Origin of the sequence: Pseudaestuariivita rosea, assembly GCF_017592335.1 — a bacterium.
GTDB lineage: Bacteria > Pseudomonadota > Alphaproteobacteria > Rhodobacterales > Rhodobacteraceae > Parasulfitobacter > Parasulfitobacter rosea.
Genome location: NZ_JACNMP010000032.1, coordinates 1 through 15498, shown reverse-complemented (window position 1 = coordinate 15498; position 15498 = coordinate 1). Strand labels below are relative to the sequence as shown.

Genomic DNA, 15498 nt, shown 5'->3' with positions numbered 1-15498 from the left:
ATGAGATCAAAGAACTTAATGTTCTCACTTGCCTCTGATCAACTTGGAATTTTTACGCCCGCTTTCGTTAGGGCTCCTGCGAAATCACGAAAGCTAGGTCCTTCATTCGCAAAATTCAGCGAAGCAAGAGCTTGAACTTTACGATCGAACGCGATTTGGGCATTTCTCATAGGGTGATCGGAGGCCATGTAACGGGACTTCAGATAAAGAAGACGCACATCGTTGGTTGTGAAATGGTCAATCGCAGACACATTGAACGTGTCGAACTCAACTTTAACCCGGTTCATCAGGCGCGGCAAAAAAGACGTCTCAAAATCGGCATAACTAAGCGCAGTCAGCTTGCGGCTCGTGATGTGTATTTTCAGCAAGGTTGCTTCGGACAGATCACCGGCTAGTCTCTCAGCGAGTGCCACGAACCCTCGAAGCCTGACAGACAGCTGTTGTCGCCTATTAGCGGGAAATTGAAATCTACCCTGTTCTAGGTGTCCAATCCCAGCAGCAGCTGCCGTGACTGCATCTTCTAAGAGAAGGTTCTGATTGCCGATCGAATAGAGGAGCGATTGTCCGGCTTCCGTTGCTTTTTTGTGACTGCCAAAGAAAGCCCGAATGTCGCGCCTCAGCTCAGGAGGAAATGAACTATAAGATCTTCTTTGCGAGAATGCGTGCATTGCAAAGTGGAGGCTTAGTTCTTCCGTTCTTGCGGCGACGATTTTTTCAAGTTCTTCATGACCTATGTCCGCAATTGCAAGACTTGCCGCATACTGAAGGCCTTGTTTTGACCGTGAAAGCCTTGTCATGAGGCTTTTTGGGAGTTCTGAGGTGTCGAGCTGACGGCCATAGGCCCTGATCTCTGCGGCCAAGTCTTGGATGATTGTTTTGCTGAGCTTTCCGGTGGACTCCTTTGGGGTGGGTTTCTGCGGCGCGCTTGGTTTTGGAACGGCTCGGTGTTCGCGACCCCTGAAGCCAATTTGACGCCTTAGAAGATATCTTTGCTCTTCTAACTCGTCCCGAAATACCAAAAATATACCTTGGCCTACGGCTATGGGCTCGACATTCAAAACGCTGCCGACGAAGTCTCTAAGTTCTGCTTGGGTATAGTACTTTTGAAATGTCTGTCGGGACGTCAAGTATCCGTCGCGGTAGGGCCGCACGCCACTCAGGTCAGCCTTGCCGTACAACATGACGGATACAGCCAAGCAGAGCTCCGTTAGGCTGAAGGCGCGCCTAAGTGCCTCTGCCCGCTCTTCAGGGTCTTCGATTACGTTGAGGACAAATCCAAGATTGGTGATCTGGCTCTTTTTCAGAGCACTAGGATCTGGTCGATAGTGGGGATCCCAACCTTCGACGGTATAGCCATCAGACTGTAGGGCTCGGATGTCATCACCTTGACCGCACCCATAGTCCAAAATGGTTCTATCGCGACGGATCAGACCACCTGTAAACAACAGGTACATTGGCGCTGAGAGCGCGGCTCGCGTGATCGCCGTTTTGTGGCGCTCAACAGTGTTTTTCTCTGGGCCATTCATGTCCTCGGCGGATTTCTTGGCGGACTCTTCTGAGATCAAATCGATCTGCACGATGTGTGGACCTTTGACGGTCAATCCGGCTTCAGCCAATGTCTTCATCCAAATCCGCCGCGTTCCCTTGTTTGACATGTTCTTAAAGAGCCCCTTGCACTCTAAGAACTGCGTCAGCTTTGCAAATTCATCTCTTTGCGGATGATCCGGGGCTAGGAGTAGCTCCTTTCTGTGGAGAATGGGTGGGTTTGCGTCAGAGTATTTTCTCAGTTTTGCGCCTTGTTCCGAGAGGTTGACGAGTAGGCTTGCCCGCAGCTCTGGAAAAGCCACGGTGCTGAAGTCTTGATAGTCCAAGAACGAGAAGGTCTGGTCGTTTCGCCCCGAGACCTTCAACACTGACCATTGGAAATCTTCCGGAACTCTTTGCAGTGCAAGGCTCAGGTTATCCTTTGCGCTCGTCTGAAGGTGATCGACCGCGCTACGGTGCACGTAGATCGCCTGGCCTACCTTTTTTCCAACCGCATTTTTGAGAGGCTTATCGTTTTGCAAGTTTCACCCCTCGGGTTGGATCTTTCTAAAGGTTCTTTTGAAACATCCTACCTGACCGAGGGGCGGTCGATCTAGAGTACTGCTATGATGGCCTCTGCGGCTTCTAGAACTTCATCTGATGTATTGGTGTGCCCAAAACTAAAGCGTATGGAGGCTTGCGCTTCATCCGATGTGAGCCCGATTGCACGGAGGACGTAGCTTGGCTCCGAAATTCCCGAAGAGCAGGCCGAACCCGTAGAAGCTGACACGATGGGTTGTAGTCGTTGGAGCATTTCTCCCGCATCGCGTCCTTCGAACCTTAGATTCGCATTGCTAGGATGACGGGAGCAAAGCTTATCTCCATTCAACCCAATATGGTCGCGGTTCGATCGCAGTTTGTCCACGAAGAGATTTCTTAGACCTGCGACCCGCGCTCTCAACGCAGCTCCGTCTTCAGAGGAATGGAACTCCGCCGCTGAGCCAAGACCAACACACAAGGGAAGCGGCAGTGTGCCGGACCGAAGCCCGCCCTCTTGTCCACCTCCGTGAAACAGAGGTTCAATCCGGTCCTTCAGCTCTCGGCTCACATAGAGCGCCCCAATACCCATTGGCCCACCAAATTTATGCCCCGACAGACTAATCATGTCAGCCATATCTGCATATTTTTGGGGGCTGACTGCGCTTGGTGCCTGCGCGAAGTCGGAGTGGAGCAATGCGCCTGTATCGCGACAAAGCGTTGATATAGAAGCGAGATCTTGGATGGTCCCAATCTCATTGTTGACCAATGCCACGCTTACCAAGAGAACATCATCGCTTAGCATGTCTCGCAGTTTGTCGAGGTCGACATGACCTTTCCCGTTGACAGGAATCTCTCGTACCGCACATCCCGTTGTCTGAGCTACATATGCGGCACTTTCCAAGACGCACTTATGCTCTGTCGCTGAAACAAGGATTGTCGTGCGCTGTCTTTGCCGTTGCTCCGGAGTGCTTAGACCTCTGATGGCAAGATTGTTCGCCTCTGTAGCGCCGGATGTAAAAATGATCTCATCCGGATCGACTCCAAGGAGGTTGGCCACTTTGGCCCTCGAAGTCTCGGTAGCCTTATTCGCGGACCACCCTACGGAATGTTCAGAGGAGTGCGGGTTGCCGTGGAACTCAGTCCAAAACGGCTGCATTGCAGCCTGAACTGTTGGCAGCATCGGGGTGCTTGCTTGATGATCAAGGTATATGGTCAAAGGATTTTCCTGCCAAATCGAAGGTTACGTCTAGACCGAGCTTGATCCTGGGGTCAAGCACCAGGACGCCGTTGACCATCAGCTTGGAAGGTCGCTATAACAGCTCCTAAGCGGGGTAGCGGCAATATGAAAAAGCAAACAACATTTACACAGGGCTACAAGCCGCAGTTCTCCGGCCACGAGACCTTTCCGTTGCGCTACGGTTGGTTGGAAAAGGCGTTTGCAGCTGTTGATGCTAGCGGAACGAATAATAACAGAATTTTCTCGGAGAGTGCTGCAATTGCTCATTTTGGCGTTGGCAAAAACATGGTGGCTGCAATCCGGTTTTGGGCACAAGTCGCAGGTATACTCGCAACCGATGGGAAGGATGTGACAACGACCGAGTTTGGTCAGCTGTTACTTGGTCCCAATGGTGTCGATCCTTACCTTGAAAACGCTTCATCGCTCTGGAAAATCCACTGGGACATTGCTTCTAATCCAAGGCACACAGCCACATACTGGTTGTTCAATATTTTCAATGAGCAGAACTTTGACCGCGACACGGTTCTGCGAAAGTTGCAAGAATTTATTGATCAGCGTGGTTGGAAGGCGCCAACGGAAAAGACGTTAACAAGCGATATAGGCGTCTTGTTGGCTAACTACGTGCCTAGCGTCCCAAAGCGTGGTCCAAACGAAGAGGCATTCAATTCCCCACTGACTGAGCTGGGTTTGATCCGGCGGCGCTCCAATGGAAGGTTCGGTATGAACTTGGGGCGGAAACCGAGCCTGTCTAACGGTGTTTTCCTCTATGCGGTGTGCGATTTTTGGGAGCGAACGTCATCCGCAAACACACTTAGCGTGCAGTCGATGCTACTAGAGCCCGGATCTCCCGGAAGAGTGTTTGTGCTGGAGGAATGGGAGCTGATTGATAGGTTGGCCGAAGTGGCTGACATCACCGACGGTTTAATTTCTTGGTCTGAGACAGCTGGATTGAAGCAGCTGCTTAGACAAGGAGAGTTTCCGCAAGATTTTGCAGACAGCCTGTGGTCCTCAGAAATTTCTACGTTGAGAGGTTCATATGCCGCTTAACGACGTTGTCTCGGTGAATGGACGCTTCTTGCGATCTATTCGAATTGATCAAGATGACCGCAATGAAGCCCTAGAGGGCTTTGTTTTCTCATCATCTGTACGAGAAATACTCAATAACTTTTCACGCCAACAATCTGAGAGCGGGCAAGGTGCCTTCACTTGGACTGGTCCATATGGGAGCGGGAAGTCGAGCCTCGCTTTAGCGCTCTCGGCGTTGTTGAGTGGTAGTAAGAAGGAACGCGGGACGGCTGCGAGCAAAACTGATCCGGAGTTTGCAAAGGAGCTATGGAAGTTACTCCCTCCAAAGCGCGATGGTTGGAAGTGTGTGTCGGTCGTTGGGCGCGGCATGGAACCCTTCCAGTTGATCGGTGATTGTATCAAGGATGCAGGACTTGCGGCACGCCAAAGGAAGTTTGATACGCCTGAAAAAGTCATTGATTACTTGCAGTATTTGGCTTCCGAGGACAGGGAAAGCTCTGGAGGATTAGTCCTCTTTGTGGATGAAATGGGGAAGTTGCTTGAGCACGCCGCATCCTCATCAGGAGATGCATATTTCTTCCAACTGCTAGGTGAAGCAGCCTCGAGAAGCGGAGGCCGCCTCATCGTCGTGGGTATACTTCATCAGGCATTCCAAGAATATGCCAGCCGCTTAGCGCGCGATATCAAAGATGAGTGGGGGAAGATCCAGGGTCGCTTTATCGACATTCCGGTAAACGTATCTGGCGATGAGCAGATGGAACTGGTGAGCAAAGCGATTATTGCCACAGATCAGCCGGATTATGCTAGCCAGAACGCAGAAGCTGCTGTGGAACTTCTTGCCGACGCTCGACGCGGCGCGTCCGCCGTTTCGAAAGAGTTGCTTACGAGCGCATGGCCTCTCAATCCGCTTGTGACCTTGGTGCTCGGGCCTGCATCTCGCCGGAGTTATGGGCAAAATCAGCGTAGCATCTTCAGTTTCTTAGGGTCTTCCGAGCTGTTTGGATTTCAGGACTACCTTGAAAAGGCAAGCATCGAAGATGCGAAAGACTACGGATTGGCTGATTTTTGGGATTATCTCGATTTCAATCTACAAGCCGCAATCGCCGTGTCTTTAGACAGCCACCACTTTGCAAATGCAAGGGATGCAATCGCGCGTTGGGAAACGAAAGATGGAGGCGAACTCGGTGTGCAACTGCTAAAGTCGCTAGCCATTTTAGAGCTGACGCAAAAGCAAACTGGATTAGGTGCGACGCTTGGCGCACTTTGCCTTTCAACAAACCAAACCGTTGCTGCGGTAGAGGAAGTTTTGTCAAAACTTGAGGCGGCGTCGATTGTTGTTTTTCGAAAGTTCAGGGGCACCTACTCCCTCTTTGACGGGAGCGACTTTGACATTGAAGCGGCGTTGGGTGACGCATTGAGAGAGAGATTAGACTTCGATCTCAGCTCAATCTCTAACGCTTTATCTTCACCCAATATAGTCGCGAAACGGCACTACCGTGAAACTGGGGCGCTGCGCTGGTGCGAACTCAGGGTAATGCTCGAAAGCCAAGTCGAGAACTTTGTAACTAGCTTTGCACCTACAAATGGATGCTTTGGCGCATTCATCGTCTCACTGGACGATGGGACGCCAAGCATTGTTGAGGATTTTGGTGAGTATGGATGGGGGGCCGATTTTGCGGTTGCGAGGTCTGAAAAATCGAAGAACCTTGTGGCTCTCGCACGAGAGCACTCCGCTTTGAAGGACATCTTGGTATCAAATCCTGAAATTCATCGAGACAAAATCGCGCGAAGAGAGCTCAACGATCGTATCGAGGCGATTGGGGGCCGGATTGAGCATGAGGTCTGGCAATTGATCGCAAGCGCAGAATGGGAAACTGGAATTGATGACCTCCCGATTTCCGCACGCAGTAACCTCACAGTTTTGGCGTCAGAAATGGCAGATCGTCGGTTTTCGCAATCGCCCAAGCTAAACAACGAGCTGCTGAACCGCACTAAGCCATCGGCATCGGCCAATTCAGCGCTCAAGCTGTTACTGCATGCTGCCGTCCTTAAAGAAGGCACTCCGGGGCTTGGGTTTGAAAAGTTCCCTGCGGAAAAAGCTCTGTTCGTATCGCTCGTTGAAGCCAACAAGCTATACGTTAAGGAAGGTAACGACTGGCAGTTTGTACCACCTTCAGGAGATGACCCCGCAAATCTGATACCTATTTGGAAAGCAACGAAAAGTTTCTTGAAAAGGCGGGGCAGCCGCAATGTACAGCTTACCGATGTTTATGATCTATGGCGGGCACCTCCGTTTGGGTTGAAGGACGGTCTAATGCCATTTTTGGCAGTGTTGTTCATGCTAGCTGAGCGCCGGAACCTGTCACACTACCGGGAGGGTATTTTCCTAGCGACTATCTCGGATGTTGATGTGGACTATGTTCTGAGAGCGCCGCAAATGATCCAGCTACGCTGGATCGAAATGAACCGAACGACCAAGAGGCTGCTTACTGAGCTGGCAAATGCGGTCGGCGAAGTTGTGGACAAACCAATCTTAACGTTAAGCCCGCTAGAAGTTGGACGCGCGCTTATTGCGGCTTACGAAACTTCCGCACCTTGGGTTCAACGAACCGCACGTCTTCCTGAGCACGCAAAAAAAGTCAGAGCGCTCTTCAAGCGTTCTAATGACCCGCAAAAATTTGCCTTTGATGACATTCCTGGCCTTTACGGACAGGACATCGACATTCTCTCAGATCAAGGAGTCTCTGAGATCGCTCAAAACATCAAGGAGGGACTCATCGAAATTCGTGCGGCTTACCCTGCGATGCTAACAAGAATGCGCGAACACATTCTAGATGAATTACAAGTTCATGGGCGCACTGCGAAAGCTTACCGAGAGCTGAATGAGCGCGCGAAAAATATCCGAGATGTTGCCGGTGACTTGCGACTTCGATCTTTCATCACTCAACTAACAAGCTTCGGAGATGACTTGCAGTCGATGGAAGCACTCGCGGGGTTGGGAATCAATAAGCCTGCTAAAGCTTGGATCGATAGCGACATAGACCGGGCAATTGTTCAACTCACCTTGCTGGCGCAACAGTTCAACCAACATGAGTCTGTCGCGCGCGTGGCCGGACGGAAGGACAAACGCTCTGCAATGGCGTTAATTGTCAGCGTTGATGATCGGCCCACGCCTGTGATGGAGGAATTTGATGTCTTGGATTCCGACGATGAGGCAGTGAACAACCTTACAATAAAGATTGAAGAAGTTTTGCAGCAGGCTGCGGAAGGCACCGGTAGAAACGTGATCCTGGCTGCGCTAGCGAAAGTCGGCGCTGCGAGGATCAAACAACCAGGCGCAAGTGAGGAAGTGGATGGCTGACAAAGTTAAACATGTTTTAGGCTTGTCTGGGGGCAAAGACAGTTCTGCCCTCGCAATCTACATGAGCCAGACTCACCCCGAACTAGATATTGAGTATTTCTTCACTGACACAGGCGAAGAACTGGAAGAAGTCTATGAGTACCTAGCAATGCTTGAAGGCTTTCTTGGCAAGAAGATTAGGTACTTAGATCCAGGCCGTGACTTTAAGTTCTACCTTGCCCAGTATAATCAATTCCTGCCGTCAGCTCAAACGCGTTGGTGTACGAAGGATCTAAAGATCAAGCCTTTTGAAAAGTGGGTCAAATCTGAATTCACCGAACAAGGGTTCACGGTCTACAGCTACGTTGCGATCCGGGCGGACGAAGATTTCCGTCAAGGCCTGAACTCGAAAAATGGCAGTCTGATTACTAAGTTACCCTTCAAAGATGATGGGATCGACAAGGCAGGCGTTTTTGAAATTCTTGAGAACTCAGGACTTGGTCTTCCAACTTACTACGATTGGCGTTCTAGGAGTGGCTGCACGTTTTGCTTCTTTCAGCAAAAAATTGAGTGGGTCGGCCTAAAAGAGCGGCACCCTGAGGCCTTTGAGAGGGCCAAGCAGATGGAAAAAAACGCTCTCGAACACGGATCACCGTTTTCATGGAGTGAAGGAGAGACACTTCTTGAGCTGGAAAAGCCCGAACGTATTCTACAAATTCGGGCTGATCATGAGAAGCGCGTTGAAAGGGCAAAAGCGAAGAGGAAGGTCGACCCCTTGCGACCTGAACAAGGTGCCGTAGATCTTGATGAAATCTATGGTCAGCAGAAAGTCTGTTTAGCCTGTCATAAATGAGGACTCTCCGAGACTACAGCTAAACTACCGAAGTGTTGGTAGTATCGAAGATGAAGCGGCAGCTATTGGAGCTACGTGTATCATCCCCTCACTACGCCGCGACAGTCATCGCTTCATCAATCGAGCCAAGCTCTAAGAATATCCCATGATAAAGATGCCAAATTCCGAGACCTTTGCTGGATGAAGTTTGCTGTCCATTTTTCGACGTCTGGAATGCCATCAAGCATTGAAAAGCGTTCGCCGTTCATAATCATCTTTTCTGTCTTTTCCTTGAAGCGCATCCCGTCCCGTTTGGCTTGAGCCATAGCATTTTGCCGATCCTTGACAGTCTTGCCAGTAAGCGCTGTGTAGAAAATTCTCTTCTTTGACCAGGTTGCATTGCCGATGGAACTATTTTCCACGACCGGCAGTAAGACCAGGTTCCCGATCGTGTTTCGATGTCGGGCATTTGAATAGATGTCTTTGTCCCATCCTTCTGGCTTATCCGAATTGGGGGCGACGTGTTCTACTGTGAGGTAGCGTTCACTGTGCCATTGATCGAATGACAAATAGGCGCGGTCATCGCTCGGTGCGATCCCTGTGCGTGTTAAGAGGCCCGATTCAGCGGGGTGAGTATCCGTATGGTGGGTTGCTGCGAAAAGAATAAAGCGGGCTAGTGGTTTCGCATGTGCATAAATCGGCACGTCCAAAACATGTCCGATCCACTCTTCTTTGGTATCGAACTTGACCTTCGAGGAGTTCAACTTGTCTCGGAGACCCTCTTTTAGATCTTTGAGCGGCAAGATTGCATTGTCGTGAGTGGGGCCAGCACACAAGCCCATTTTCCTCGCTGATGCTCCGACCTCCATAACATCTCGAAAACTAGTGTCTATGCCATCAGTCCCACCGGTAGCTGCCCGTCTTAGCGCTAAATATGCTGCTACAGCTTTCAACGACCCGACATAGTCGTCGAAATTACCTCGTTCTTGGGCCTCTATCCAATATCGTGTAAGAATAGGAAGAGCGAGGCTTGTTTTCATTGCCCCGATAAAAGAAGAGAGCAGCTTAACCTCATCTGCCTCGGCAGGATTTGGATGATAACTGTTTATTCGTCCGTTGTTGCCAGAAACCCAGTAATCACTTCGATATCTAGCGACACCTGCCAATGACTTCATGAACTTGGCAGGCCCATCCTTTTGCGCTTGTGATTTTCTAAAGGACTGATGCAGTTCACTTCGCTGCGAACTTAATTCTCGTGATACCTTTCGGCCTTCTAAATAAAGCGAGAAGGTAACAATGAGGTCCTTAGTCTCGTCTTGCTTTTGCTTTGTCTCAGGGTAGTCCTGGTCCATAATTTCGTCGATTTCGTTAAAGGCAATCTCGCTGTCTGATCCGGCGTATTTGTGATCAGAGGCCTCGTTCGCTGCTACGATCACTTGAGGTTTCAACGTCTCAAGTGCTGTAAGTGGTTCTCCCGTAGTATTCAGCGCGTCGAAGATATCAAATGCAGCAGTTTCGTCTGATGTAACGACCGTGGTAACTACCACGCAATTACAAAAGTACGAAGCCAGCATCAAAGTGCGAAAGAAAGTTTGGGCTTCAGGCTCCTTCTGGATAGCGCTTATTGCGGATGATCCATCGTTTTCGAGAACGTCTTGTGTCTTTTCCCAAAGCTGTTTGAAGCCACCAAACTGAAAACGACCGGAGTCCAGAAACTGGCAGTCGTTCTCTGCGCACCACGTTTCATCATTCAGATGTTTGCAGTATTCCCTTATCATTAGGAAATTGTCTCGAATTTTTGTGGCTTCCCTTGTTTTGCCAAGGTCAGGCATCGCGAACTCTGTCTCCGTGCTATCTACAAACTTTCCAAATTCGGTCAGGAAGCGGGCGATTGCGGAGCGCCAAGTCTCTTCTTTCACGCTGTCTCCGCGAACGTCATCGGCTCGAACGATCCTGGGAAACGGATGGTAGACTTTTGCTCGGATTTTCTGCTCGCCTGTAACGCAGTCCGCAAGGCTAGCGGTGATGTAGTCAGTCTCGACATCGAGCCACTCATCTACTTCAGACGAAAACTTTGGAAGCTCATGCTTGAGCATTCTCAGCCGCTCAATCATTGCGCAAGCAACAAGAGTAAGTGTAGTTAGCCTCTGCTGGCCGTCTACGATGGAATACGACTTCCCTCCGAATTTTGGTTCCTGCTTTTGATCTCTAACAATTATGAGTGTTCCGAGGAAAGTGAACGCACTGGCCTTTTGTGTGTGGGAAAGTCGCTCAAAACCGGAGAACATGTCAGTCATCAGACGATGAATATTTCCAGCTGACCAATCATATGGACGTTGGTACTCTGGAATTCGAAATCCAATATTGTTGTTTTCGAGACTTACAATTTGGCAAGGACCGCTGGCACCCGCTTCGAAGAGTTCACCAATTTTCTGCAACTGTGGGCTCCGTCCTTTTGGCTTAGATTATAGAGGACCTTAGGCAGGTAGTGACATGATGTCACTGAGAATTGCCTCCCGCAAACCTAGTTGAAAACGTTTATTGGCTTGAAGGGTGACCAAAGCCGAAGAGCGGAGTGATCGAACTCATAAAAAACACCGATAGCGATCACTTACTAGCTTGAATGCTTCGTCGAAGGTAAGCCGTTTGCTAGTGGCGTCGCAAGGTGGAGGTCAATTCTAGTCGACCGCCTATCATCATCCTCACAGTCGCTGTGGCGAGGGTGCTCATGCTTGTGTGATCTTGAACGTGATGTGGTATCATATGTGGTATGATATTTAATTTGTGTATTAATAATGTTTATTTTCATACCATTAAGTAAAATAAAATGCTCCCTTCGTCTCCGCCATAAAAATCATATATATCAGTTACTTAATGAAAAGCGTCAGCAGTGCTTTTCAGTGCTGATTTTCACAAAACTTGCCAGAACATCACATGAACTCGCAGGGTGTTATGGCAAGAAATTGGCAAAGTTGTATTTGAGGTTTCTCGAATCTAGTGGCGTTGTGCCGCTATCATCTTTGCTGAAGCGACTTGATCTTGAGAACATGCGCTTTATTCCTGACGATCTGTTCGACGGTTTTGAAGCCACTCTTCTGATAATCGCGAACAAGCACACGTCCTTGATGCTGACAGTGCTTGCACCAGACATTCAGGCGATGATCCAAATGGTTGGTGATAAGGTCTGGGGGCATTTTCGTACAAGAACATAAATAGAACACCCGCTCTACATTCAACTTTTAGTTATTATGCTTATCAACCGAAACACTTTTCAAAAGTAACTTCTTGCCCGACTTTCATCCCATAGCTGTTTGGCGCTTGGCAAAATCGTCTTTATCGGGATAAGTAAACAGAGTTGACTACTTGTAGAGGATTGCTTTGCGAAAAATGCCTGAAGCTCTGACATAGCCTTATCATTTGAAGCTATAAGAAGGCCGATTTGTTGAAAGATTTAACCATTCCATGACCGACCACGATGGCGCAAACTTCAACCAGTGGGACATGGCGGCTGACCCACAGACGGCCCCTGACAGCCCTAGCCTGATCATCGAAACAATCGAGGGCGTCGAGCCGCTGGATGATCAGTTTGGGGTTGATCCCAAGAAAACCATGCCAGACGCGCTCTATGATGCGCTCTTTGGCCAGCCCGACCCGACGGAGGCCGACCTTAAGGTGACCGGCGGCGACCCAAAGGTAGCCCCAACCCTGCATACCTACGCCATCCTCGATGCTGCCAAAGTGCCCAATCTGCCCGAACTGCTGGCAAGCTCGGACCTTGAGCACCGCTGCCTGTTCAAAGGCCAGGCCGAAGACGACCTGCGCGATGTCGCCCCCTGGATCGTCAAACTCGAAGAAGGCAACAGCTTCACCCGAAATCTCTTCACCCAAGACACCAAAAACCCAGCACCCTGGTACCTCTGGGACAAAGAACCAGGCATCTACATAAGATCAAACGCCACCCTGGACGACCTGTGGAAACACTTCAGAAAATTCACGCGCGTTGAAGATATCAGCGAGAAATGGTTTTATTTTCGCTTCTGGGAACCAAAAGTAATAGTCCATTACTTGACATACACAGCTAAATCAGCGGATGCGGTTTCGCGTATATTTTCAACGAAAATGGTTGTTCGAAACATCTCAGCCATTCTCGTAGGTGAAGACAGCAAGTTGTTTTCGTTCACCCCCAACTCGACGAGTTCAGGTCATGAAGTGAAGCCACAGAAGTATCTGACCTCTTTGGAAATAAAGGCGTTCCATGAATATGGGCTTGAAAATCTGGCTATGAAAATCGCAGCGAAGTTAAGAAAGAACTTTGCACAAAGTTTAGTCGAAACAGATCATAAATCCCTGCACGACAGTGTCTTGACCTCAATTCGTAGGATGAGAAAACTCGGCTTTAACCAAGAACGGTATTTGGAAACTCTCGTGGCATGGGATATACTGTTTGGGCCAGAATTTGAAGTCCAGGACGGTCGCTCCTTAGTTATTGAGACGCTGGGCAAAGCCATTAACGAAGTCGAAAAATTCAAAGAGATCAGCCTTTTGATGCGTACATCTTCTTTAAAAGGATCTGCAAATGGGCGGTGATTTAACACCAGGCGCAGTTGCCGACACTATTGCGGCCGAAAGGGAGCGAGAATACCATCTGATAGATGGCAACCCACCCAATTGCAGTGTTTGCGATCATACAGTTGACTTCATTGTAGCAGATCGAGCAGCCGCTCATATCGATACCGAATTAGGGTTTTCCGATCCCGATACACTGCCGACAAGCGAAGACGTTTTCCCACATATTTCACCAGATGATCCTGTTACAAAGCAGGGCTTGCTGGACTCTCTTGCTAGATTTCATCCTGAATATGCAGCCTGGCTTTTCCTTATGTGTAGCGAAGGTGGGGATCTTGGTGCTGCATACACTTTCGAGCTTGTGGATGCTCCGCAGGTTGCTGATCACTTTGAACGTGAATTAGCACAGATCGACGAGCTTATCGCAGAACAGCAATGGGTCCTGAGAAACCTGGAAAGCATTGAGTCTCAATTCGGGGATGGTGGTATGTTACCAGTTCCAGGTTCAGCATATGAAAATATTCCGGGCCTGGACCCTGGGACAACATCTGCCGAAGCCATGCACCGTCTTCGTGAGCTTCACGCACGAAAAGAACATTTGCAGCGTGTTCTCGGACGTCAGGGTTCCTGGTGGGGCATCAACCATGAAACCCGAAAAATCTATGCGTCTACCTGGATTGATGATGACATTGATGACCCGATCCCTGATTTTCAGATCAACAGGGCCGTCACCAACAGACAGGCGGCAGATTGGTTGAAACGACATCTTGAAATAGCCCTGGGGCACGATGAATTCTTATGGGCGTTTATTTTCAGGAAGGGTGGTGGTCTGCTTTTGATGGCGATCGGAATTGCCGAAATCGTCATAGGTGGAACACTGCTAATCGGAGGCAGTGTGACGGGCGTGGGCGCGGTTGCCGGTGGTGCACTGCTCGTAACCGGCTGGAATGCGCTTGAAGCAGGCGCACGAATGTGGGCTACTCCTGACCGAAATCTGCATAAAACAAGCCTGGACCGCGTTGTCAGTCAGCTTGGTACAACGGTTTTAGGGGAAGAACGTGCCTATCTTGCCGACCGTGGATGGGCTGTGACACAAATACTTGTTGGTGTTGGGGCAACAACCCTGGTTGTGCGAAGCGGAACTACTACACGGTTAACAGCCCCCAGCCTATCAGGCGTTTCCGCGAACATGGGGAGAGCGGCGGCTGTAACTGTTCAGGAAATCAAGACGGCTGCAGGAGCATTGGCAAAATACACCCGGCTACCGTCCTTACGGGGGGCCGAGGTCGAAGTAGCGGGTTTGGGCAAATTCCTGGTCAAAGGATCTGAGTCTGATCCAAGATGGCTGTTGAGACTGCAACATACACCTGTGGATGAAATGGTTGTACGTTTAGTCTCACGGAAGCGGTTACTTGGCGCAAAACCAATGACGGCCGCACAAAGAAGAGCCGTTACCAGAGAAGCTGAAAGCTACGGCGCGAAAACCGAGTACCTATCACCGCGCGCTTTTGAACAAAAAGTTGGAAACGCAAATGCAGCAGCGGCCTTTAATCCGAAAACCGGTACACTGTATCTGCGTCAAGATGCATCTCATTATGAAGCCTTCCATGAACTAAGTCATGCAAAACAATGGTCAGAACTCGGACCGGAAGCCTATGGACGTTTGTCAAAATTTGAACGTGAACAATATGTATTCAATCGAATTATTGATAACGCAAATGAATTCAATGATTTGCAGCTTGGTCATGCCGGGAATTACATTATAAGTGAAGCACGAAGAGCTGGCACTTTATCCAGTCTTAAACTTCCCAACGAACTTTCAGCAGACATAATTGGGAGATACAGAGATTATCGAGGCGCACCATTGAGCTACGATGAAATACTGGCCATCGATAAGATGTATTGAGGTACGCATGGACGACAAAAAGATACTGAAATTGATAGAAGCTATTCGACTTATAGAACTTGGTAAGCACTCTTCTGTAGGAAGTGTCGATTTGCTTGGCTCAAAATTCAGGAAAAGCTATCTAAATAATGTTTTTGGATATGAAGAAGTAATCTTTTTTGAGCTTTGGCACGATGAAAATCCAGAAAATCCGATCTCAATTTTTCCAGCAAATAGAAACTTTGCTATGACAGAAGACGGTAGATATATCGAACTTGAGCCTATGGGTGGATCTTACCCCGCAGAAAACAGTGTTGTGAAGCAGTTGGACATGACTAATTTAGTGTAGGTGATTGCGACAAGAATTCGGAACTTGGTCACGCAGGAGATTATATTTCAGGGTTAGCTAAGCAACCTAACGTGTAAAGCTTCAGACTTGATCTGACGGACACCTCCGCTTGCGACGCTGAGGACGGTTTGAGCACTGTCCGATTGGTTGTGCGTTTTGATCGTCTTCTCGACAGCGATGTGTATCGTTTCTTGGAAGG

Annotated in this window: 10 protein-coding genes; 7 read left to right on the top strand and 3 right to left on the bottom strand. The window is 49.3% G+C overall.

Translation table 11 applies throughout. The features are described 5' to 3' along the window. Nucleotides 1-38 precede the first annotated feature (38 nt). Complete coding sequence (locus H7848_RS16245; RefSeq protein ID WP_208353576.1) at nucleotides 39-2066, bottom strand: DNA phosphorothioation-associated putative methyltransferase; 2028 nt, start codon at nucleotides 2064-2066, stop codon at nucleotides 39-41. Between the two features lie 71 nt (nucleotides 2067-2137). After that, nucleotides 2138-3280, bottom strand: coding sequence for a cysteine desulfurase family protein (locus H7848_RS16240; protein WP_208353572.1), 1143 nt, complete (start codon nucleotides 3278-3280; stop codon nucleotides 2138-2140). A 126-nt stretch (nucleotides 3281-3406) separates the two neighbouring features. Between H7848_RS16240 and H7848_RS16235 the strand changes: the two genes are divergently transcribed. Genes H7848_RS16235 through H7848_RS16225 form a run of 3 tightly spaced genes read left to right on the top strand, consistent with a single transcriptional unit; the run spans nucleotide 3407 to nucleotide 8520 of the window. Further along, a complete protein-coding gene (locus tag H7848_RS16235) occupies nucleotides 3407-4348 on the top strand; it encodes a DUF4007 family protein (protein ID WP_208353569.1) in 942 nt (313 codons plus the stop codon). Continuing rightward, nucleotides 4338-7688: a hypothetical protein gene (locus tag H7848_RS16230; protein ID WP_208353567.1), complete on the top strand. Its 3351-nt coding sequence runs from the start codon at nucleotides 4338-4340 to the stop codon at nucleotides 7686-7688. Before H7848_RS16235 ends, H7848_RS16230 begins: the two co-directional genes overlap by 11 nt. Next, complete coding sequence (locus H7848_RS16225) at nucleotides 7681-8520, top strand: phosphoadenosine phosphosulfate reductase domain-containing protein (protein ID WP_208353565.1); 840 nt, start codon at nucleotides 7681-7683, stop codon at nucleotides 8518-8520. Before H7848_RS16230 ends, H7848_RS16225 begins: the two co-directional genes overlap by 8 nt. 116 nt (nucleotides 8521-8636) lie before the next feature. Here H7848_RS16225 and H7848_RS16220 read toward each other — a convergent pair whose 3' ends face one another. Then, a complete protein-coding gene (locus tag H7848_RS16220; protein WP_208353563.1) occupies nucleotides 8637-10937 on the bottom strand; it encodes a DUF262 domain-containing protein in 2301 nt (766 codons plus the stop codon). Between the two features lie 462 nt (nucleotides 10938-11399). On the opposite strand from H7848_RS16220, the gene H7848_RS16215 reads away from it, so the two are divergent. The 4 genes from H7848_RS16215 to H7848_RS16200 all read left to right on the top strand — a co-directional run bounded on the left by H7848_RS16215 (nucleotide 11400) and on the right by H7848_RS16200 (nucleotide 15299). Next, complete coding sequence (locus H7848_RS16215) at nucleotides 11400-11711, top strand: hypothetical protein (RefSeq protein ID WP_208353560.1); 312 nt, start codon at nucleotides 11400-11402, stop codon at nucleotides 11709-11711. A 250-nt stretch (nucleotides 11712-11961) separates the two neighbouring features. Continuing rightward, nucleotides 11962-13086 carry a DUF4123 domain-containing protein gene (locus H7848_RS16210; RefSeq protein WP_208353557.1) on the top strand — a complete coding sequence of 375 codons (1125 nt, stop codon included), beginning with the start codon at nucleotides 11962-11964 and terminating at the stop codon, nucleotides 13084-13086. Next, a complete protein-coding gene (locus H7848_RS16205; RefSeq protein WP_208353555.1) occupies nucleotides 13076-14971 on the top strand; it encodes a zincin-like metallopeptidase toxin domain-containing protein in 1896 nt (631 codons plus the stop codon). The genes H7848_RS16210 and H7848_RS16205 overlap by 11 nt, the downstream gene beginning before the upstream one ends. A 7-nt stretch (nucleotides 14972-14978) precedes the next feature. After that, a complete protein-coding gene (locus H7848_RS16200; protein WP_208353553.1) occupies nucleotides 14979-15299 on the top strand; it encodes a hypothetical protein in 321 nt (106 codons plus the stop codon). Nucleotides 15300-15498: the final 199 nt, after the last annotated feature.